The following is a 21,429-nucleotide window of genomic DNA, read 5'->3' on the forward strand; positions in this document are numbered from 1 at the left end:
TCTGCCTTTGGGACACCGCATCTGTCGGTGTCTTTTTTTATTGGAGGAAAACAATGAAAAACATACTTTCTATGTCACAATTATCAAACGAAGAGATTTTTGACCTGATCCACTTAGCTATGGATTACAAGTCAGGAAGGATCAAGTCTAACAACGGCGATAAATTTGCAATGAATTTATTTTTTGAAGACAGTACGAGAACTAATACTAGTTTTCAGGTTGCCGAAGCCAAATTAGGCATGAAGCAAATTGATTTTGACGCACGTCACTCATCCGTCAATAAAGGCGAATCATTATATGATACAGTTAAGACAGTCGAGAGCATGGGTGTAAATTTGGCTGTTATCCGTCATAAACAAGATAAGTTTTATGAAGAATTACTAGGTAAAAATTTGAAGATCCATTTGATCAATGCTGGTGATGGTACTGGACAACATCCTTCACAATCACTTTTGGATCTAATGACAATCTATGAAAGATTTGGATATTTTGAAGGATTGAAAGTTGGAATTATCGGTGACCTGAAACATTCACGTGTGGCACATTCTGATGCACAGGCCCTGACTAACCTCGGAGCAGAGGTTAACTTTGGTGGATTGAATGACTGGTACAGTGATGAATTCAAAGCTATCGGACCACATATGGAAGTCGATGAACTTTGCCAAGAAATGGATATCGTTATGTTGTTAAGAGTTCAACATGAACGTTTGGCAGATAGTGAGAATCAAAACTTTTCTAAGGAAGCATATTTTAAAAAATTCGGTATAGATATGCGTCGAGTAGAAATGATGAAGGCAGACACAATGATCATGCACCCAGCACCGATCAATCGAGGAGTAGAAATTGCTGACGACGTCGTTGAATGTGAGAAATCATATATTTTTAAACAGATGGAAAACGGCGTCTATATGAGAATGGCAATGATCGAGTCCTTACTAGGAGGAACACAATTTGACAACGATCCTGATCAAGAACGCGAATTTGTTTTACGCTAAACAATTAATTAAGAGTGACCTTTTAATTGAGGATGAAAAAATCATCCAGATTGCTGATGAAATAAATGAACCAGCTGATAAAGTTATCGATGCTGATAATAATTTAGTAGCACCAGGATTAGTCGATGTTCATGTGCATTTTAGAGAACCTGGTCAAGTACATAAAGAGACCATTTTAACTGGTTCTAAAGCTGCCGCCCATGGTGGTTTTACGACTGTTGGAGCAATGCCCAATGTCATTCCAGTACCGGACAATGTCGATGATTTCAAAAACCAGTTGGAATTAAATAAACAGTCAGTAATCAAGACTTTACAATATGCACCGGTAACCATGAATGAAACTGAAGATGGATTGAGTCCAATTGAAGATTTAGCAAAACTTGGGGCAATGGCCTTTTCAAATGATGGTCATGGGATCAATAATGCAAAAACAATGTTTGATGCAATGTCGCGGATCAAATCTGTTAACAGTCATCTGGCGGCTCACGTTGAAGATCAGAATCTCTTCAATAAAGGGGTCATTAACGCTGGACCTGTAGCAGAAGAACTCGGACTACCAGCAATCGAACGTGTAGCCGAAACTTCACAACTAGCTAGAGATTTGATTTTGGCAAAAGAAACTGGTGTTCATTATCATGTTTGTCATCTTTCAACAGCTGATGGAGTTAAGCTGATCAGAATTGCCAAGGATGCTGGTATCAATGTCACCTGTGAGGTAACACCGCACCACTTGTTACTTAGTGACCAGAATATACTTGAAGATGATGCTAACTATAAGATGAACCCACCGTTAAGAAGTGAAATTGACCGCAGAGCTTTGATAGACGGTCTCTTAGATGGAACAATCGATATGATTGCAACAGATCATGCACCACATGCAGAAAATGAAAAGAATCAAGGATTTCTGAAGAGTGCATTCGGCATTACAGGAATAGAAACATCATTTCCATTGATGTATAGCCGTTTTGTCAAAACAAGTTTGATGAGTTTAGAACAATTATTGGAATTGATGACTAATAAACCAGCCCAGATATTTAATTTACTTGCTGGTGAAATAAAAGTCGGTGGAGATGCTGATTTAACTATCATTGATTTAAAGAAGCCTTTTGAAATTAAAAAAGAGGATTTTATTTCTAAAGGGAAGAATAGTCCGTTTATAGGTCAAGAAGTTTATGGCCAAGTTCAAAAGACCTTCGTCAAGGGTCAAGAAGTTTATTCATTTTAGGAGGAAAAAATGTCAAAACCAGTTATTGTAGCGTTAGATTTTGCAGATGATTTTGAGTGTATTGAATTCTTAAGTCAGTTTCCTAAGGATACTGATTTATTTTTGAAGATAGGATTAGAGATGTTTTGTCAATTCGGTTATCCTTTTGTACGAAGTTTACGTAATCGGGGATACAAGATATTTTTGGATCTAAAATTACACGATATTCCTAATACTGTTAAAAGAACTTGCGAAATGATTGCTAAGTGGGATGTACAGATGTTGACCGTTCACGGAAGTGGTGGTGCAGAAATGATTTCCGCTGCCAAAAAAGGACTAGAAGGATCAGATACGAAGTTGTTAGCTGTTACGCAACTGACTTCTTTAGGACAAAAAGAATTAGCTGAAGAATTGATGATCCCTCAAAAGTCACAGGACTATGTAACTCATTTAGCAAGACTAGCCTTTGATAATGGAGCTGACGGGGTTATTTCATCAGCCTTAGAAGTTCCAATGATCAAAGATATAACTGATGACAATTTTCTCTGTGTTACACCAGGTATCAGACCAAAGACAGCTCAAGTTGGTGATCAAAAACGTGTTGCAACACCTAGGGAAGCTAGAAAACTCGGCAGTGATGCAATTGTAGTCGGAAGACCGATCACACAAGCTGATAATGGCTTTGTTGCATATCAAAATATTTGTCAGGAGTGGAGTAAATAATGGAAAATTCAGTAGCATATCAAACAGCCAGTAAATTACTAGAAATCAAAGCGATAACTTTAAATGCTAAGACACCCTTTGTCTGGGCTAGCGGTATCAAGGCACCAATTTATACTGATAATCGTTTGACGATCGCCTATCCAGATTTTAGACAGCAGATCGCTAAAGATTTAGCCGCATTGATCAAAGATAATTACCCTGACGTACAAGTTATCGGTGGAGTTGCTACAGCAGGCATTCCTCATGCATCCGGAGTAGCTAATATTTTGAATCTACCATTGAATTATGTCCGTTCAAAACCTAAAGATCATGGTAAAAATAGCCAAATCGAAGGTCGCTGTGAAGCTGGAGATAAAGTAGTTTTGATCGATGACCTTATTTCCACTGGTGGCAGTATCTTAAAGGCTGTAAAAGCGGTACGTGAAGCTGGAGCCGAAGTTATTGGAACGGTCGCAATTTTTTCGTATAATTTACCAGAAAGTAAGACTAACTTTGAAAATGCCCATACTAAACTAGTTACCCTGACAAATTACCCAACGATGATCGAAGTTGCTAATGATAAAGATTACGTTAAAGAAGAAGATATGGAACTACTAAAGAAATGGTATCAAGACCCAGAAGGATGGTGCAAATAATGGATTGGTATCAATTAGCTCGTCCAGCAATTTTTGCGATCGACCCCGAAGTAGACCACAAACTAGTTGGAACTGGTTTGAAGATCTTTAATGACCATCCCCAAATTTTAAAGAAATTATTCTATACTCGTAAACGAGAAAATCTTCAAGTTAAGATCAAAAATTTAACGTTTGATTCACCAATCGGTATTGCAGCTGGATTTGATAAAAAAGCTGAGTTTTATAATAGTTTAGGTGGCTTGGGTGCCGGGTTTGTTGAAATTGGCAGTGTAACGAAACATCCCCAAGAAGGTAATCCTAAGAAGCGTGTTTTCAGATTGACTGAAGATCAAGGAATCATCAACCGTATGGGATTGAACAATGTCGGAATTGAAGAAACAAAACGCCGACTTAAAAATCATCCTGCTCAAATTAAACTAGGGATCAGTATTGCACCAGGTCATGATTTAGAGAGTGACCAGATGATCGCTGAAATGATCGATGATGTTAAAGAAATCCACGAATATGCTGATTACATTGCATTGAATCTCAGCTGTCCTAATCAAGTTGGTGTGACTGTTCTTCAACAACTAGATATTTTGAAGCCGCTGCTTGAAGGGATCGCCGCTTTAGGGATCGATGAGCCTATTTTTGGAAAATTCAGCAATGACATTGATACAGATGAGTTAATTTATAACTTACATGAATTAGATGGTTTGCTAGATGGAATTATTCTATCTAATTGTTCGGTCAAACGTGATAATCTCATTTCACATAATCAAGTTGAAAAAGGTGGCTTGAGCGGTAAGCCGATTTTTGCTCAATCAATGTTTTTGACCAAGACATTGCATAATGAGTTTCCAGATATGCCAATAATTTATTCTGGTGGAATTTTCACACCGGAAGATGCTAAATTAGCACTCGATACAGGGGCTACCTTAGTTGAGGTTTATTCTGGATTTATCTATAACGGTCCAGAATTGATTGAAAAGATCAATCGTTACCTTTCAGAACAGAAATTATTAGAAAAAATTTAATGCCGACATTGTCGGTATTTTTTTTGTTCTAATTTAAGACAGCCTTTATTAGAAGTGCAGTAAGGGAATATACTAAGTTTTAAAAAATTTGTTGAGTCTTATTTTAAATGATATTTGATATGTTAAAATATCATCAAATTATAATTATATTAATCTAATGTAATTTAATTTAATCGTGAAGGGAGTGTTTCATTTTGACAGATGAACGATCGAAAAAAGATCTTAGAATCAGAAGTCATGTCTATGATGGCATGGTTAAATCGCCAAATCGTGCTTTGATGCGAGCTACTGGTATGAAAGATGAGGATTTTGAAAAACCGATTGTGGGTGTCATTAGCACTTGGGCTGAGAATACCCCTTGTAATATTCATCTGAGAGGTTTAGGTGACTTAGCCAAACAAGGTGTTATCAAGGCTGGAGGCTGGCCAGTACAATTTGGGACGATTACTGTTTCTGATGGTATTTCGATGGGGACACCCGGTATGAGTTATTCTTTACCATCTAGAGATATTATTGCAGATTCAGTTGAAGCCGCTGTTCGTGGTCATAACTGTGATGCTTTAGTTACCGTTGGTGGTTGTGATAAGAATATGCCAGGAAGTATGATTGCTATTGCTAATTCTGAGATCCCAGCCATTTTTGTTTATGGCGGAACTATTTCACCAGGTAAACTGGATGGTAAAGATATTGACCTTGTTTCAGTTTTTGAGGCTGTTGGTCAGTGGAATCATGGCGATGTTAGTAAAGAAGAAGTTAAAAGAATTGAATGTAATGCTTGTCCCGGACCTGGTGGATGTGGTGGCATGTATACAGCTAATACTATGGCATCTGCCATTGAAGCTATGGGGATGAGTTTGCCCGGTTCAGCGTCACATCCTGCTACTACTGAGGCTAAGAAAAAGGATGTTGAAGAAGCTGGTGAAGCTGTTTTGAAATTACTGGAAAAGGGTATTTATCCTAAAGATATCATGACCCGTGATGCTTTTGAAAATGCAATCACTGTAGTTATGGCTTTAGGTGGTTCGACTAATTCAGTATTACATTTGTTGGCCATGGCACATGCAGCCAATGTTGAATTAACGATTGATGATTTTAATACTATTCAGAAAAAAGTTCCTCATATTGCTGACCTAAAGCCAAGTGGTCAATACGTTTTCCAGGATCTATACAATGCTGGCGGTGTTTCTGCAGTTATGAAGTTATTATATGAAAATGGTTATCTGCATGGAGATTGTTTAACCGTTACGGGAAAAACTGTGGCAGAAAACTTGGCCGAAGTTGGAGATTTAAAACCAGGTCAGAAAGTTATTATGCCGCTTGATCATCCTAAGCGAAAAGATGGACCATTGATTATTCTTCACGGTAATCTTGCAACTGAAGGGGCAGTAGCTAAAGTTTCAGGATTAAAGACTAGACGTCATGTTGGACCAGCTAAAGTTTTCAATAATGAAGAAGATGCTATTGAAGCTGTTTTAGCAGATAAGGTTGTTGATGGGGATGTTTTAGTTGTGCGCTATGTCGGTCCTAAAGGAGGACCAGGTATGCCAGAAATGCTGTCATTGTCTGGAATCTTAGTAGGTAAAGGTCAAGATGAATCGGTTGCCCTGTTAACAGATGGACGTTTTTCTGGTGGTTCACATGGTTTTGTTGTTGGACATATAGCTCCAGAAGCCCAAGATGGTGGGGCAATCGCATATCTGCAAGATGGAGATATAGTTGTGATCGATCAGGATACACGAGAGATAACAATGAAAGTTTCCGATGCAGAATTAGAAAAACGTAAAGCCGAAACTACCATTCCATCACTTTATTCAAGAGGTGTTTTGGGTAAATATGCTCATCTAGTATCCAGTTCAGCTAAAGGAGCTATAACCGACTTTTGGAATCGCGATGATAAATAAATATATTCTTAGTAAGGGTGATGATTAGATGCGGGAAGATATCAAGTTAAATGATCGTGCCGCCACAGTAAGTGATCAAATGATTGAACGATTTGAAAAGATAATTGAACCTGAAATTGGATTGGATATTTATAATTTAGGCTTTATTTATGAAATCAATTTGACTAAAGAGGGTCATTGTAATGTCATTATTACATTTTCCGAAGTAGGTTGTGCTTGTATCGGTGAAGTTCCCGTTGCAATCAAACAATCTTTAGTTGAAATTGAAGAAATAAACGATGTTTCGGTGGATGTCGTTTGGAGTCCAGCTTGGCAGATGAGTCGAATCAGTCGTTTGGGAAGGATCACTTTGGGTATTAGTCCCAGAGGTGTCCACTAATAGGCAATATAAAATATCTTATAAATTGACAAAAATCGCTAAAAAAAGTATGTTGAAATCGGTTACTATTCGAGGAGGTATTTTATGGCCTATAAAGCAATTAATCCATTTAATGGAGAGTTGATCAGAGAATTTCCTAATGCAATTGATGCTGAGGTTGAAACGACATTAAAAAATGCGCATGAATTCTATTTAGAAGCAAAGCATCAACCTATTTTAGAACGGGAAAAGATGCTAAAAAAAGTAGCAGATGAGATGAACGCTAATATCGATTATTATGCTAAGATCTTGTCCCTTAACATGGGCAAATTATTTAATGAAGCGAAACAAGAAGTAGTCAGAACAGTCGAATTTGCAGAATACTATGCTAAAAATGGTGGTAGTTTGTTAAAAGATCAGCCATATGAGATACCAAATAATTATGCCTATGTTGAATATGATTCTATTGGTGCCATCATGGCAGTTGAACCATGGAATTTTCCGTATATGCAAGTTATGAGAGTTTTTGCACCTAATTATATTGTTGGTAATCCCACAATTTTAAAACATGCTAGTATCGTCCCTGAGGCGGCACAGGCTTTTGAAGAAGCAATTTTAAAGGCAGGTATTCCAATCGGAGCCTTCAAAAATATTTTTGCCGACTATGGCCAAGTCAATAAGATGATCGCCGATTCAAGAGTTCAAGGAGTCGCTTTGACGGGATCAGAAAGAGCCGGTAGTCAAATTGCGTCTGAAGCAGGTAAAAATCTCAAGAAATCAACGATGGAGCTAGGTGGGACCGATGTCTTCATGGTTCTTGATGATGCTGATCTCAAAAAAGCAGTTAATGATGCAGTGCTAGGTAGATTAGGAAATGCTGGTCAAGCATGTACTTCAGCAAAACGATTTATCGTCAATCAAAATTTGTATGACGACTTTGTTGATGGAATTAGCGCTAAATTTGCTAAGAGGACTCTAGGAGATCCGTTAGATGCGAAAACAACCTTGGCTCCAATGTCATCCAAATCTGCTCAACAAAAATTACAAGGACAAGTCAACGATGCAATTTCTGGAGGAGCTGAGCTTCTTTGGGGTGACAATACCCCAATTGAAGGATCGGGAGCAATGTTTAATCCATTGATCATTTCGGGAATTACACCAGATAATCCTATGTATGATCAAGAATTATTTGGACCCGTCGCTCAAGTCTATAAAGTAAAGGATGATGTCGAGGCCGTTCAATTGGCCAATAATTCAAATTATGGTCTAGGTGGTGCGATCTATTCCAAAGATGTTGAACGTGCTCAAAATTTGGCCAGCCATATTGAAACGGGAATGGTAGCCATCAATCAGACAATGCTATCTCATGCCGAAGTACCATTTGGTGGTGTGAAGAGATCCGGTTACGGTCGTGAATTAAGTGATTTAGGTATTAAAGAATTCACTAACCAAAAGACAATTTTATATAAATAGATATTGGTGAGTTGTATCACACTTTAGAAGTATAGTGTGATACGACTCTTTTTTTCTACCCTTAGTCAAGGTTAATCCTTGATATAGCTGTATTTATTATTAAGGAGTGGCGTTATGGAGAAAGCCATTAGACCATCGGGCGTACTTGGAGCCTTACCGGTTTGTGGTAAGGCTTCAAACTGAGGATGGAGGCCAAGACTCAGTGGTCCGTACAATAGGTGAATATTTTCATACTTGGAGACGGCAACCAGGCTACTAAAACTACTGTTTTGAATAAATTACTTTGACACACACAGTAGTTGATGATACATTATACCTATCGAAAGGAAGACACACTATGAAACCAATAATTTCGAAAGATATAATTCGCGGCCATACAACTACAATCGTTTTGAACATTCTCAGTCAAGGCGACAGTTACGGTTATGAGATAGCTAAGATGATCAAACAGTTGAGCCATGAATCTTACGAACTTAACGAAGCCACACTCTATACAGTGTTTAGGCGTTTAGAAAAAAATGGTGATATTGCCAGCTATTGGGGCGATGAGAGCCAAGGCGGCAGACGCAAATATTATCAGATCACTGATCAAGGCACAGAAACTTTAAAGAATAATGTCAAAGAATGGAATTTTGCCAAGCACGTTATCGATGATTTGATCCTTGGGAGGATAAATTAATATGAATGAAAAAATAATAGCATTAGTAAAACAACAATTATCGGAAATATTCGAGGACTATCCTCACACGGCCGATATTCATGAATTAGCAGAAGAATTAAAATCAGATTTAATTGCTTCAGCCGAGGACAATCTTAAAGAAGGTATGTCTCCAGAATATGCCGTTGAAGATGCTTTCAATAAATTTGGTGATATTAGAGATTTGATTGAAGATGTTATGCATGAAAGTGATCATAAAGAGAAATCTGAAAATCACGAAGGTCATCATATTGATATTACTCAGTCGGGGATCACAGTCGATGGTGGTGATAAATTAAAAATCGATAAAAGTGGAATGTTTATCAATAAAGGTAAGTCATTCAAGGCTGATGGTTCAGGTGTTTCTATCAGTGAAGGACGAGTTTTCAGAGCCGATGAAAATGGTGTTAAGCTCGGAAATATGATTATTGATGGTCGAGGCATCAATTTTGAACAGAACGCAAGTAAAGTACGCGATACTTTTTCAAAGTTTGATGAGCAGTTCGATACTAATGTTGATACGGAAGTTTACGTTGAAACTTTGAATCTAGTTAATGAGCAAGAATTTACCGTTGATGGTGTTGAACGTTTGGATATTTCATATAGTTTCGCAACCGTTCGTGTACTACCAACTGAAGGTAATAAAATTATTTTAAGAGAATATATGTCACGTGATAATCCAGATTATTTTGCTAGAACTTCATTTGGATCAGATACTTTACGGATCAAGCAAGGAAGATTCCCCAAATTTTTACGCTTGAAGGTTAGAACCCAAATTCTGATTCCAAGTAACTTTTCAGGGGACATGCGTATTTCAAATTCTGCCGGTCAACTGTATCTAAACGGTATTTCAGGACTAGGCACAATCAAAGCTACCATTAATAGTGGCAACGGATACTTCAATAATGTTTCGGTGGATAATCTTTCAATAAAAGCTCAATCTGGAAGAGTAAAGATGGAAAATATTAAAGCCGATGATAATTTACAATTATTGGCTCATAGTGGTTCGATCAAGATAAATAATGTGCTTGGACGTGAATTTGAAATTAAAGCACATTCAGGATCTATTCGGGGTGAAAGTTTGAGTGGTAGTGGTTCTGTGATCAGTCATTCTGGAACAGTTTCAGTAAGTATTAAAGAATTAACAGGTGATATTAGTGCCGAATCTAATAGTGGGGCCGTTAGATTAACAATGTTGCCAGTTAACTATTATTTTGATCTACAATCAAAAAGTGGGACTGTAAAGAGTCCTGAAAATGCTATTATGGATCATGATACTTTTAGCTTCAAAGACGGTCATGTCGGAGATGATCCACGATATGTTATAAAAGGTAAGGCACTATCAGGAACTGTAAAATTGTATTAAAAAAACGTCCGATATAAAATTGTCGGACGCTTTTTTGACTCTAAAACATTAGATAAATATACGTAAACTTAAAATTAATTAAAAAAAATCTAATTTTATATTGTAATTTGTAAGAAATAAACGTATCCTTAGTATCATTCTACAAGATAAGGGGAGATATTTTATGCAGGAAACAAAAAGTAAATGGCATATGCCTTCGGCATTTACCATATTGTTTATCCTAATAATTCTTGTAGCAATTTTAACCTGGATCATTCCAGCCGGAGAATATGCTACTACTAAGGCGGGCAACGTAATTGCCGGGACTTTCCGAAGCCGAAGTAGCAGTCCTCAGGGACTATGGGATATTTTTGAAGCTCCCATAAACGGAATGATAGGTACAAAAACAACAGATGGAGCAATTCCAGTATCACTATATATCTTGGTCATTGGTGGTGTTTTGGGAGTTGTTAATAAAACAAATACTTTTGCTGACGGGATCGGTTCAGCTGCTAAGAAATATAAAGGCAGAGAAAAATATTTGATTCCATTCTTAATGACTTTATTTGCTTTAGGTGGAACCGTTTTTGGAATGGGTGAAGAAACTATTGCCTTTGTTCCGATCGTTATTCCAATTATGTTAAGTGTTGGTTACGATACGATCACGGCTATTTCGATAACTTTGATCGGTTCACAGATCGGTTGTATGGGTTCAACAGTCAACCCCTTTGCAACTGGTGTAGCTTCAGATACGATCCACATTTCACTAGGCCAAGGGATTTTGCCTAGAGTGGTGTTCTTAGTATTATCTTTGATCATCGGAATTATTTATGTCATGCGTTATGCGGCTAAAGTAAAGGATCATCCAGATCAATCGTTAGTATATGAACGTCATGAAAAAGATCTTAAAGAGTTCGTTGCAGCTAGTGATGTTGAAGTAACAGAATTAACTAAGAGACAAAAATGGGTCCTATTTGCTTTCATTATGACCTTTGTAGTCATGATCATTGGGTTAGTTCCTTGGGCTACCTTAAATCCTAAGTGGACATTTTTCGTAGATTTCTTGAAGTGGCTTAACAGTATGCCATTTATCGGAGCCTTTGTTGGGCGTGATATGGTGCCATTTGGTACATGGAGCTTTGTTGAGATCACTACTTTGATTTTCTTTGCATCTTTAGTTATCAAAGCTATTTATCGGATGAAGGAAGCTGACTTTGTTGAAGCTTTCATGGATGGTGTTAGAGATTTCGTTGAAGTTGCTATGATCGTTGCCATTGCCCGTGGTATTCAAGTTATTATGAACAATGGTTATATTTCAGCAACTATTCTTCATGCTGGTGAAGTTGGACTGCATGGATTATCATCATCAGTTTTCATTATTTTGACATATATTTTCTATATCCCTATGTCATTCTTGATTCCATCAAGTTCAGGGTTGGCCGTTTCGACAATGGGTATTATCGGACCTATCGGTAGATTCTCTGGTGTGCCGGGATCAACTGTCGTTACTGCTTATCAGATTGCTTCAGGTTTAGTTAACCTCGTTACGCCAACTTCAGCGATTGTTATGGGGTCACTAGCCTTGGGTCATGTAAGTATCGTTACTTGGTTTAAATATATTTGGAAGCTATTGTTAGTCTTCATAGTCTTCACTTGTGCGTTTTTAGCATTTTGTACAATTTTTAATTTCCAATAATGACAACATCGTAACCCAAATTCTAGGTTACGGTGTTTTTTTTCAGAAAAGTGCTAATAATTTGTTTTATATCAGGAAATTGGTTAGTTTAGAGTTAATAAGAATATTGATATATCAAATTATATAAGAAAGGAAAGGACTTAGTTTCCTTGAAAGTTTGGTAAAATGTTTAACTTTAATACACAACCTAAAAAATATTCATTAAATGGTGAAATAACTGTTCCTGGAGATAAAAGTATTTCTCATAGGGCCATCATGTTTGGTTCCATAGCTAAGGGTGTCACCCAGCTTAGCAACTTTTCTTTCTCAGAAGATCTAGCTACAACTGTCCGAATATTTAAAGAATTGGGCGCTAAGATTCACTCTGAACCAAGTACTAAAGGGATGATCATTAAAGGAACCGATCATAGTTTTAATCCAGTTGATAAGCCATTAGAGATACATAACGTTGGCGAATTGGAAAGTTTATTATTGGGAGTTTTGGCTTCAGTACCGCAAGAATATATTATTGATGGAGGAGATTTCTTAAAGAAACGTCCTCAAAATGGTTTATTAGATCTTCTAAAGCAGATGGGAGTTAGCTATGATTCGACTTCTGAAGAAGCTCTGCCGCTAAAGACTATCGGTAGTGATTCTTTAAATGGTATTACCTATCAACAAGAAATATCCAGTGCTCAAATTAAAAGTGCGTTGATCTTAGCTGGATTATTTGCTAAATCAAAGACAACGATCATTCGCAAAATAGCGACTAGAAATCATACCGAGGTTCTAGCTAATTACTTTGGAGCAAATATTGATATGAATTCTAAGGTAATTACTGTTGATCCTAAAAAGACAAAATTAAAGGGAAAAAACTTAACTATCCCCGGAGATTTTTCTTCAGCTTCATTTTATTTGGTAGGAGCAATGTTATCTAAAGATAGCCAAATAACCTTGCGAAAAGTTGGACTTAATCCTACTAGGATCGGACTTTTAAATGTGATTGAACAAATGGGCGGAAAAATTACGATTACTAATCGTGTTAACAATATTGAACCTTATGGTGATATTACTGTGGGAACACAGTCACTTCATGGAACTACGATCACCGCTGAACAAGTACCAACTATTATTGATGAAATACCTTTAATTGCTCTGATGGCTTCTCAGGCAACCGGGAAAACGGTTATAGAAGAAGTTCAAGATGTCTATCTTCAAAACAGTGAACGAGTTAGAAATATGCGTACAGAATTGGCGAAATTGGGAATTGTCATGCAGATAAACGACGCTTCGATCGTTATTGAAGGAAGTCAAAAAGTTAATGTTAAAGATGATGTCGACAGTCACAAAGATCACCGTATAGCGATGATGCTAGTGATCGCATCTAATTTGACTAAGACTCCATTTCAAATTAAAAATATTGAAGCAATTGACGTATCATATCCTAACTTTATTTCAGATTTGAAGAAATTAGTAGGTTTTTAGACATTAAGAACTTCTTTTTTTGTGACTGTTATCGTATGATAACGGTAGTGAAATTATGTAAGGGGTTACTTAATGATTAAATTTATCGGAACCGACTTGGATGGGACTTTGTTGAATAGTTATAGCAAAATTTCAGAGGAAAATATTGCGACTATCCAAAAGGCAGTAAAAGCAGGGATAAAGTATGCCATTTGTTCCGGCAGAACATTACACTCTGTTAATGGATTTTTTTCCAAAGATTTAAAAGTACCAGGTTATCGAGTGGTCTTAAATGGAGCAGTGGTCGTTGACCCTGATGGTAAAAAAATTGTCGATACTCCAATGGACAAAGAAGTTGTTGAAGAAATCTTTAAAAGGGTAGAATTCAGTAATTTTAAAGTTGTTTTGGATGGATTAAATAGTTCGTATATTTATGATCCTAATCACAACTTTTCAGCTTATTATGAGGGAATGGATCGACATCACTTACGAGCTGAAGATTTTACAAAATTACGTGAAGTCAATAAAGATAATGATTTTGAGATTTATAAAGTTTGTTTCAGTACGACACCGAAACGTCTATCTGAATTGAAGAAGAAAATAGAATCTTTAGTAGCATTGCCGGTCACCGTTAGCCGATCAGGTAGCGATTATTTTGAAGTAAACGCTCTGGATGTTTCAAAACTAGTGGCATTACAAAAGATTTCTGAATATGAGAATATTCCTATCACTGATTTTATGTGTTTTGGTGATTACGGAAATGATTTAGAAATGATCAGAAATGTTGGCTATGGAGTTGCTATGGATAATGCTATTGATCTTATCAAGGACGAATCTTGGACCATTACTAAGAATAATAATGATAATGGTGTTTCTTTTATGATCGAACGTGTTTTAAATGGTGAATTTGATGAATAGAAAACAGAGTGTGACAAAATATGGTTAGCTTTTGAGTATTAAAAAAATGGCCCCAGTAATCTGATTTTGGATTACTGGAGCCATTTTTTTTAAGCGGAAAAAACTATGCTTTGTTACACGTTTATGCTGCATATTTAAGACAAGAATAATTTTTAGGCAATTTCAGTTTTAGAAACGGCTTCTTTAACTTTTGGCATTAATAGATTTAACAAGATTGCGGAAACTGCTGCAATTGCGATCGGTGATCCCAATAAGTATTGCAATAGCTGTGGTGCTTGTTTAGTAACTGAAGCTGGCAACAATACTAAAGCTAAGGTCAAAATGATTGGTAAACCGATTATATAGAGATCACGGTCAGTTGTGTGAAGATTACGAATAACATTTAAACCGTTGAGCATGATCGTTACACAGATAATAGCAAATACACCGCCAATAACGGGTGCAGGAATTGCAGCTAAAAAGGCCGATAATTTACTGAAGAAACCTAGAACCGCGAACCAAATTCCAGCGAATAAGAAAACCCTTTTACTAGCGACACCAGTAATAGAAATAATACCAGCATTAGTTGAATATCCTGTTACGGGCGTTGTACCTAATAGGGAGGCGATAAGGCAACTAAAGCCTTCGCCAATAATTCCCATGTTCCATTGTTTCTTACTGATCTCGTGATTTGTAACTGCGCCCATAGCAAACCAGGTACCAGTTGTTTCCGTTGTGATAACTGCATAGATAATAATAAAAGTGATAATTGCTGAAGCTGAAAAGTGAATTCCGTAGTGGAAGACGGTCCGTTGAGGAAGGCTGAACCAGGCTGCATTAGAAACGGTTTTCCAATCAAAGATACCCATCATAGTAGAAACGATCGTACCGACTGCCAACGCTAAAATAATTGAACCAGTTCTAAAGAAACGACGGACACCAGGGAAATGCATGCTAATACCGACAGCAATCAGTAAGGTAAGAGCAGTAATGGAAGCTAAGATAATATTATTATTGATATTTCCAGAGGCTTTAAAAATATTGTCATTCAATGCTGAAGGGATCAAAGATAATCCAACACAAGTGATGATCGTTCCTCCAACCAAAGCAGGGACTAATTTGCTAATGATTTTTTGGAAAACCCCGGTAGCACCCATAATTATTAAAATAATTGATCCGATCAATAAAGCACCGATCAAATTTCCCATACCGTTTCCTTTAACTCCACCAGAAGCTAGGACTACTCCAGCTGCAGCACCAAGTGGTACAAATGATGGACCTTGCGATACTGGCATTTTCATGAAGAAATATGTTTGTAAGATTGTTCCAATACCGGCAGCTAAAAAAGTCGATTGTAACAATCCCATTTGATCGGGTAAGCTCATAGCCATCATTCCAGCCAATATTATTGGTGGAACATAAATGTCCATTGCTAAAACGTGTTGTAAGCCTAGAAATCCTGATTCAACCAAACCGACTTTATCGTCTGGTCCCACTAAAAGACTACTTTTATTTTCCATTATGTATCCCCCTTTGAATGATCTTGGAACTAAAAAAATCGGGCAGAACAAACTGGACGATTGTCTGACCTCGAGAAGATCTAGTCGCAGTTTGCTTGACCGATTTATAATCCGGTTCATTCGCGGGTATTAAAATACACGTGAGAACATTGGGTGTAAAATCCGCCTTGTCAAACAACGTTGAAGAACTTTCCTCATAAACGTTTTGATAGGTGATAATCTGACACTTCCTTAAAAGATAATAGTTAATAGACTAACATGTATGTTAACTATAATAAAGAGTAAAATGTTCGGAAATTACTGTCATTTTGATTTTTTTAATAATATTAATGCAATAAATATAAGCTATACGTATACTTTTGAATAAAGATTAAATGATAATTAGATTAAAATTAATATAGAATTCGTTCTATCTATAAGTTAAATCAACATTTCTACAATCAACCAATCGGACCAACTAATTGTTTGGTCGTTTTTTATTTAAAAAAATTCTTTACATTAATAAGTTAAATAGATATATTATAAGAAATTTCAAATAGATTTGAAGTTTAATTACTTATCCGTCTGGAGGATGGATTAACTTCAACATATTTAAGCTAATATGATGTTATTTTGAATCTTCATTGAAAAATGATGATATTGTATAAAATATGCTGGAGTTATCTACTACAGAAAAAGGGGTTAAAAAAATGGGTATGTACCTAGTAGTTAATATTATAGGTCTAGTTATTTTTCTTGCCATTGGCTTCCTGTTCTCTAAAGATAGAAAAGCAATTCAATGGAAGTCAATTGCAATCATGGTTGTACTGAACTTAGTATTGGCCTGGTTTTTGACAAGTTTTGGGATTGGTCGTGCAATTGTTTCTGGCGCTGCTGACGGTTTTAATTGGTTGGTTCAGGTGGCATATGTCGGAATTGAATTTGCACTTCCAAGTTGGGTCCATGTAAAGCAAATGGACTTTGTGACAAGTGCTCTGCTACCAATTTTACTAATTGTGCCATTATTTGATATTTTGACATATATTGGTGTTTTACCATTTATTATCAAATGGATCGGCAAAGGTTTATCCTTTATCACTGGACAACCTAAGTTTGAATCATTTTTCGCAGTAGAAATGATGTTCTTAGGTAATACAGAAGCTTTAGCCGTTTCAAGTTTGCAATTAAAAAAGATGAAAGCACAACGTAATGTAACTTTGGCGATGATGTCAATGAGTTGTGTTACGGCTTCAATTATTGGAGCCTACATTCAAATGATGCCGGGTAGATTTGTTTTGACAGCTATTCCGATCAATATAATTAATGCCATTATTGTAACTAGTTTGTTAAATCCGGTTACAGTAACGCCTGAAGAAGATACTGTTGCTAAACTTAGTGGAGAAAGCGAGAGTGGTAAGAAAGAACCATTCTTCTCATTCTTAGGTGATTCTATCCTTGGTGCTGGTAAACTTATCTTGATCATTGCCGCAAATGTTATTGCCTTTGTTGCACTAGCTGCTTTGATAGATAAAATTCTTCAGCTAGTTAATCCATGGTTAACACTGGAACATATCTTAGGAATTATTATGTATCCCTTTGCTTGGTTACTAGGTCTTAACGGTCATGATTCATTTCAGATGGCTCAGTATATGGGAACAAAGTTAGTAACTAATGAATTTGTGGTTATGGGTAAAGTAACTGGGATCGTTGGTAAATTTGATCCGCATTTCAAAGCCGTTTTAACGGTCTTTATCACATCATTTGCTAATTTCTCGACCCTAGGAATGATTATCGGTTGTTTTAAGGGTATCGTGAGCAAAGAAAAGAATGATACAATTTCTAAAAATGTAGGTTACATGTTGTTATCAGGTATTCTCGTTTCACTATTATCAGCCGCATTTGTCGGCTTGTTCGTTTGGTAAATTGAAATTGACATCCTCCAGACTAAAAAGCGCAAATCTGAAAAAGGTTTGCGCTTTTTGATATACTGAAATATGTGTGAAAATTATATTTAACACATTTGGGGGAATTGTATTTGTTACAAAACATAAAGAATGGAATAAGTTTAAAAAAAGAAATAATTGCGGGAATAACTAGCTTCTTTGCAATTTCGTATATTCTGATCGTTAATCCGATGATTTTAAAAGATGCTGGAATGTCAGTTGAGGTGACATTCTTTGCCACAGCTTTTTCTTCGCTGATTGGTTGTCTGATTATGGCATTTTGGGGTGATAGTCCGATCACTTTAACACCAGGGATGGGAGTTAATGCTTTTTTTACCTATACTTTGGTTGGAAGTATGCATCTGACGTGGCAACAAGCTTTAACTGTCTCTTTGTTTAGTGGGATAGTTTATGTTATCGTTGCTTTTACACCTTTGAGTGAGATTTTATCAAATGATATCCCTGATAATTTGAAACGAGGAATAACTGTCGGAATAGGATTATTTTTAGTTGAACTAGGGATGGAAAAGGCCGAAATTATCAAATCTGGCGGTGATCGTTCATTATTGTCTTTTGGTTCCATTGCTAATATGACAACTTTGGTAGCTTTTTTGGGTATTTTGATCTGTTTATTTTTAATGATGAAAAAAATCCCTGGTGATTTTCTGATTGGGATCATTATTACCACTATTATCGCTAAATTATTGGGTGTCCATGGTTCTTCAACCTCGTCTGTTTCGTTAAATGATATCGGAAAGTTTTCACAATCATTATTCCAATTTGATTTTTCGAGCCTTTTCAGTGCTAAATTTATCATCGCAATATTCTCAATGTCGATGATTTTGATCTTTGAATCGATGGGATTATTACAAGGTTTACTAGAAGATTCTAAGAAATTTAAGAAGGCCTTTCAGGCCAGTTCAGTCACGGCTGTTTTATCAGCAGGATTATCAACAAGTCCGACTGTTGCTGCAGCAGAGAGTGCCTCAGGTATTCAAAGCGGGGGTCGCTCAGGTATCACAGCATTGGTAACAGGAATTTTATTTGGAGTTTCGGTAGTGGTTGCGCCATTTATAGCAATGATCCCACAAGCCGCCATTTCACCAGTTATCATCATCACTGGAGCCCTCATGATGAAGGATCTGTCTAGTATCGATATGCGGGAATTAGATGACTGGATACCGCCATTTTTAATTATCACTTTGATTCCCTTAACAGGAAGCATTTCAACGGGATTACAGTTTGGGTTTATTTCATACCCCTTAGTAAAAATTTTTGCTAAAAAGAGAGAAGATATTAATCCAGTTATTTTGACCGTTTCAACCTTATTTTTGATCAATTTAGTATTATCAGCAGTAATTTAAAAAGTCGCTTGGATATTCTCCAACTGACTTTTTATGTTCTATTGTAATATGTCAGCATGTTATAAAAAATATTCCATATTTAAAACAAATTGCTTGTGAATAAACATTCAAAGGAGTACTATACAGTTTGTTATCAAATTGGGAGATGAAACAAATGGTAAAATTTTTACGTAATAATAAGTATGCTTCTATTATCTTAGCCATTATCAGAATTTATTTAGGTTTCGAGTGGGCAATTGCTGGTTTTGGTAAGATTACTAGCGGCTTTTCAGCTTCAGGGATGTTGATGGGAGTTATTAAGAATCCAGTTAAGGGACCAGAAGGAAATGTATTGTATCCATGGTTTAATGGCATGATCCAACACATCGTACTTCCAAATTCTGGTGCAATCAGTTTTATGGTTGCTTGGGGTGAATTACTAGTTGGTCTAGGTCTTATCTTTGGTTGTTTAACAACAGCAGCTACATTCTTCGCTATGTTGATGAACTTCTCATACATGTTAGCTGGAGCAATCTCAGTTAACCCTGAATATATTTTCTTAGAAATGTTTATTATCTTTGCTGGCTTCAATGCTGGTAAAATTGGTTTGGATTTTTGGGTAATTCCTTGGATCAGAACACACATCTTTAAACAGTCAAAAGTAAATAAATCGTAAAAAAAAATCAGCCTTGCATAATATGCAGAGCTGATTTTTTATTTTTCAAACCAATTCATTACGTTATTAATGTTGCCAACCCAGGTATTCCATGAGTGATCTCCATCAACAGCCATATAAGTAAAACTATCTTTTAGATGAACACCCAAGAAGTTTTTGAACATGACGTTATCTTCGTGCATATAGTCGTCATCCCCACAAATAGTTAGAACTTTTAGTTGTGGGTGTTCGCGATTGAAGATATTGACTAACTGATTATCGGCAATCTTTTTCGGACTATCGAAAATCGTATCGAATGTCTTCTTTTCCATTGGCGATTTGGGATTATTTCTGAACTTTTCGATATCGACTATTGGAGATAAACCGGCTACCTTGCTGAATTTATCAGGATTCTTAAAAGCAATCTTTAAAGCTCCGTAACCACCCATGCTTGATCCAGCAATATAGTTGTCAGAAACATCTGTTGATATAGGTAGTAGAGATTGGATCTTAGGCATGTATTCATTAATGAAGAAACTGTAGTAGGGGATGAAGTCAGAATCGCTGTAAAAGGCATTTCTAGCTTCCGGCATAATTATGGCCCAATCGTGTTTACGAGCAATTTCCTCAATATTTGCATGTCTTATCCAAGCGGAATCATCACCAGTATATCCATGTAATAACCAAACTGCTTTATACGTCGACTTGCCAGTATCTGGAACAACGGCAGTCGTCTTGAAATAAGTATGTAGATAATTTGTGCGATAGCTGAGATTTATTAATGTCATACGTTATACCTCGATTATTTTAACTAGTATTAATGATAATAAATCTATATTTTAAAGTCCAATCGCACAACTTTTAAAAATTATTTAGTAAACCAATTTAGAACTTGATCGATGTTTGCACTCCAAGTCGTCCAAGAATGATCTCCTGAGACTGGCATCCAAGTGTAGTTGGTCTTAAATTTATCAGTTAACTGGCCTTTTAGAACGATATTATCTTCGTGCATAAAGTCAGCGTCGCCACATAATTGAAGTATCTTTTGATCAGTGGTGTCAACATCTTTTAGAATATTTGCTAATTGATTGTCATGTAGCTTTTTAGGTGAGTCAAAGATGGTATCAAAGGTATTGATCGGCATCGGACTCTTGGAATTATTTCTAAAGTGTTCAATATCAGCAACTGGCGACATAGCCGCAATACGACTGAATTTTCCGGGATTCTCTAAGCCAAATTTTAGAGCTCCGTAGCCACCCATGCTTACACCAGCAACGTAATTGTCTTCAGCTTTTGAAGAGATGGGTAGGAGGTCTTGAACTTTGGGAATCAGTTCTTTAATGAAGAAACTGTAATAAGGAATAAAGTTAGAGTCGGTATAAAACGCATTTCTACCTTCGGGCATGACGATAGCTAGGTCATATTTGTCCGCAAGCTTCTCAATATTGACGTTTCGTATCCAAGTAGTGTCGTCGGCAGTATAGCCATGTAATAACCAGACAGCTTTATAATTGGCCTTTCCAGAATCTGGTATCACGATAGTCGTTTTGAAATATGTGTGCAGATAATTTGTTTTAAAACTTGTATTTAATAATGTCATAAATTT

19 protein-coding genes are annotated in these 21,429 nt (G+C 36.5%); 16 read left to right on the forward strand and 3 right to left on the reverse strand.

Annotated elements, in window-relative coordinates:
- Positions 1 to 53 precede the first annotated feature (53 nt).
- The 13 genes from EKM60_RS04255 to EKM60_RS04315 all read left to right on the forward strand — a co-directional run bounded on the left by EKM60_RS04255 (position 54) and on the right by EKM60_RS04315 (position 14,404).
- Complete coding sequence (locus EKM60_RS04255) at positions 54 to 995, forward strand: aspartate carbamoyltransferase catalytic subunit (protein WP_125712784.1); 942 nt, start codon at positions 54 to 56, stop codon at positions 993 to 995.
- Complete coding sequence (locus tag EKM60_RS04260; protein ID WP_125712786.1) at positions 952 to 2,220, forward strand: dihydroorotase; 1,269 nt, start codon at positions 952 to 954, stop codon at positions 2,218 to 2,220. The genes EKM60_RS04255 and EKM60_RS04260 overlap by 44 nt, the downstream gene beginning before the upstream one ends.
- 9 nt (positions 2,221 to 2,229) lie before the next feature.
- A complete protein-coding gene (pyrF, locus tag EKM60_RS04265) occupies positions 2,230 to 2,922 on the forward strand; it encodes an orotidine-5'-phosphate decarboxylase (RefSeq protein WP_125712788.1) in 693 nt (230 codons plus the stop codon).
- On the forward strand, positions 2,922 to 3,557 hold the full coding sequence (gene pyrE, locus EKM60_RS04270) for an orotate phosphoribosyltransferase (protein ID WP_125712789.1): 636 nt from the start codon (positions 2,922 to 2,924) through the stop codon (positions 3,555 to 3,557). Before pyrF ends, pyrE begins: the two co-directional genes overlap by 1 nt.
- Complete coding sequence (locus EKM60_RS04275) at positions 3,557 to 4,573, forward strand: quinone-dependent dihydroorotate dehydrogenase (RefSeq protein ID WP_125712790.1); 1,017 nt, start codon at positions 3,557 to 3,559, stop codon at positions 4,571 to 4,573. Before pyrE ends, EKM60_RS04275 begins: the two co-directional genes overlap by 1 nt.
- 194 nt (positions 4,574 to 4,767) lie before the next feature.
- Positions 4,768 to 6,474 carry a dihydroxy-acid dehydratase gene (gene ilvD / locus EKM60_RS04280; protein WP_125712791.1) on the forward strand — a complete coding sequence of 569 codons (1,707 nt, stop codon included), beginning with the start codon at positions 4,768 to 4,770 and terminating at the stop codon, positions 6,472 to 6,474.
- A 28-nt stretch (positions 6,475 to 6,502) separates the two neighbouring features.
- Positions 6,503 to 6,853, forward strand: coding sequence for a metal-sulfur cluster assembly factor (locus tag EKM60_RS04285; RefSeq protein WP_125712792.1), 351 nt, complete (start codon positions 6,503 to 6,505; stop codon positions 6,851 to 6,853).
- Between the two features lie 84 nt (positions 6,854 to 6,937).
- Positions 6,938 to 8,305: an NAD-dependent succinate-semialdehyde dehydrogenase gene (locus EKM60_RS04290; protein WP_125712793.1), complete on the forward strand. Its 1,368-nt coding sequence runs from the start codon at positions 6,938 to 6,940 to the stop codon at positions 8,303 to 8,305.
- Positions 8,306 to 8,642: 337 nt separating this feature from the next.
- Positions 8,643 to 8,984, forward strand: coding sequence for a PadR family transcriptional regulator (locus tag EKM60_RS04295; RefSeq protein ID WP_125712794.1), 342 nt, complete (start codon positions 8,643 to 8,645; stop codon positions 8,982 to 8,984).
- A 1-nt stretch (position 8,985) separates the two neighbouring features.
- Positions 8,986 to 10,368, forward strand: coding sequence for a DUF4097 family beta strand repeat-containing protein (locus EKM60_RS04300; RefSeq protein ID WP_125712795.1), 1,383 nt, complete (start codon positions 8,986 to 8,988; stop codon positions 10,366 to 10,368).
- Between the two features lie 163 nt (positions 10,369 to 10,531).
- Positions 10,532 to 12,043 carry a YfcC family protein gene (locus tag EKM60_RS04305; protein ID WP_125712797.1) on the forward strand — a complete coding sequence of 504 codons (1,512 nt, stop codon included), beginning with the start codon at positions 10,532 to 10,534 and terminating at the stop codon, positions 12,041 to 12,043.
- A gap of 165 nt (positions 12,044 to 12,208) precedes the next feature.
- Entirely contained in the window at positions 12,209 to 13,507 is a 1,299-nt protein-coding gene (gene aroA / locus EKM60_RS04310) for a 3-phosphoshikimate 1-carboxyvinyltransferase (RefSeq protein WP_125712799.1), read from the forward strand.
- Between the two features lie 72 nt (positions 13,508 to 13,579).
- Positions 13,580 to 14,404 carry a Cof-type HAD-IIB family hydrolase gene (locus EKM60_RS04315; RefSeq protein ID WP_125712801.1) on the forward strand — a complete coding sequence of 275 codons (825 nt, stop codon included), beginning with the start codon at positions 13,580 to 13,582 and terminating at the stop codon, positions 14,402 to 14,404.
- 152 nt (positions 14,405 to 14,556) lie between these two features.
- On the opposite strand, the gene EKM60_RS04320 is transcribed toward EKM60_RS04315, so the two are convergent.
- On the reverse strand, positions 14,557 to 15,903 hold the full coding sequence (locus EKM60_RS04320; protein WP_125712803.1) for a uracil-xanthine permease family protein: 1,347 nt from the start codon (positions 15,901 to 15,903) through the stop codon (positions 14,557 to 14,559).
- Between the two features lie 695 nt (positions 15,904 to 16,598).
- Here EKM60_RS04320 and EKM60_RS04325 point away from each other — a divergent pair.
- From EKM60_RS04325 to EKM60_RS04335, 3 genes are all read left to right on the forward strand, one after another.
- Positions 16,599 to 17,804 carry a NupC/NupG family nucleoside CNT transporter gene (locus EKM60_RS04325; protein ID WP_125712833.1) on the forward strand — a complete coding sequence of 402 codons (1,206 nt, stop codon included), beginning with the start codon at positions 16,599 to 16,601 and terminating at the stop codon, positions 17,802 to 17,804.
- A 107-nt stretch (positions 17,805 to 17,911) separates the two neighbouring features.
- Entirely contained in the window at positions 17,912 to 19,189 is a 1,278-nt protein-coding gene (locus tag EKM60_RS04330; protein WP_449720065.1) for an NCS2 family permease, read from the forward strand.
- A gap of 154 nt (positions 19,190 to 19,343) precedes the next feature.
- Positions 19,344 to 19,844 carry a DoxX family protein gene (locus EKM60_RS04335; RefSeq protein ID WP_125712805.1) on the forward strand — a complete coding sequence of 167 codons (501 nt, stop codon included), beginning with the start codon at positions 19,344 to 19,346 and terminating at the stop codon, positions 19,842 to 19,844.
- A 38-nt stretch (positions 19,845 to 19,882) separates the two neighbouring features.
- On the opposite strand, the gene EKM60_RS04340 is transcribed toward EKM60_RS04335, so the two are convergent.
- Positions 19,883 to 20,611 (reverse strand): alpha/beta hydrolase, encoded by a 729-nt coding sequence (locus tag EKM60_RS04340; RefSeq protein ID WP_125712807.1) that lies wholly within the window; start codon positions 20,609 to 20,611, stop codon positions 19,883 to 19,885.
- A gap of 80 nt (positions 20,612 to 20,691) precedes the next feature.
- Complete coding sequence (locus EKM60_RS04345) at positions 20,692 to 21,423, reverse strand: alpha/beta hydrolase (RefSeq protein WP_125712809.1); 732 nt, start codon at positions 21,421 to 21,423, stop codon at positions 20,692 to 20,694.
- Between the last annotated feature and the right edge of the window lie 6 nt (positions 21,424 to 21,429).

The sequence above is a fragment of the Companilactobacillus kedongensis genome (genome assembly GCF_003946625.1).
Taxonomy (GTDB): domain Bacteria; phylum Bacillota; class Bacilli; order Lactobacillales; family Lactobacillaceae; genus Companilactobacillus; species Companilactobacillus kedongensis.

What these genes read in the sequence shown, in the direction of transcription:
- EKM60_RS04295 (WP_125712794.1), top strand. Translation starts at nt 8,643, where the DNA reads ATGAAACCAATAATTTCGAAAGATATAATTCGCGGCCATACAACTACA.
- EKM60_RS04335 (WP_125712805.1), top strand. Translation starts at nt 19,344, where the DNA reads ATGGTAAAATTTTTACGTAATAATAAGTATGCTTCTATTATCTTAGCC.
- pyrF (WP_125712788.1), top strand. Translation starts at nt 2,230, where the DNA reads ATGTCAAAACCAGTTATTGTAGCGTTAGATTTTGCAGATGATTTTGAG.
- EKM60_RS04305 (WP_125712797.1), top strand. Translation starts at nt 10,532, where the DNA reads ATGCAGGAAACAAAAAGTAAATGGCATATGCCTTCGGCATTTACCATA.
- EKM60_RS04340 (WP_125712807.1), bottom strand. Translation starts at nt 20,611, where the DNA reads ATGACATTAATAAATCTCAGCTATCGCACAAATTATCTACATACTTAT.
- EKM60_RS04285 (WP_125712792.1), top strand. Translation starts at nt 6,503, where the DNA reads ATGCGGGAAGATATCAAGTTAAATGATCGTGCCGCCACAGTAAGTGAT.
- aroA (WP_125712799.1), top strand. Translation starts at nt 12,209, where the DNA reads ATGTTTAACTTTAATACACAACCTAAAAAATATTCATTAAATGGTGAA.
- EKM60_RS04255 (WP_125712784.1), top strand. Translation starts at nt 54, where the DNA reads ATGAAAAACATACTTTCTATGTCACAATTATCAAACGAAGAGATTTTT.
- EKM60_RS04315 (WP_125712801.1), top strand. Translation starts at nt 13,580, where the DNA reads ATGATTAAATTTATCGGAACCGACTTGGATGGGACTTTGTTGAATAGT.
- EKM60_RS04275 (WP_125712790.1), top strand. Translation starts at nt 3,557, where the DNA reads ATGGATTGGTATCAATTAGCTCGTCCAGCAATTTTTGCGATCGACCCC.
- EKM60_RS04320 (WP_125712803.1), bottom strand. Translation starts at nt 15,903, where the DNA reads ATGGAAAATAAAAGTAGTCTTTTAGTGGGACCAGACGATAAAGTCGGT.
- EKM60_RS04345 (WP_125712809.1), bottom strand. Translation starts at nt 21,423, where the DNA reads ATGACATTATTAAATACAAGTTTTAAAACAAATTATCTGCACACATAT.
- EKM60_RS04325 (WP_125712833.1), top strand. Translation starts at nt 16,599, where the DNA reads ATGTACCTAGTAGTTAATATTATAGGTCTAGTTATTTTTCTTGCCATT.
- EKM60_RS04290 (WP_125712793.1), top strand. Translation starts at nt 6,938, where the DNA reads ATGGCCTATAAAGCAATTAATCCATTTAATGGAGAGTTGATCAGAGAA.
- EKM60_RS04300 (WP_125712795.1), top strand. Translation starts at nt 8,986, where the DNA reads ATGAATGAAAAAATAATAGCATTAGTAAAACAACAATTATCGGAAATA.
- pyrE (WP_125712789.1), top strand. Translation starts at nt 2,922, where the DNA reads ATGGAAAATTCAGTAGCATATCAAACAGCCAGTAAATTACTAGAAATC.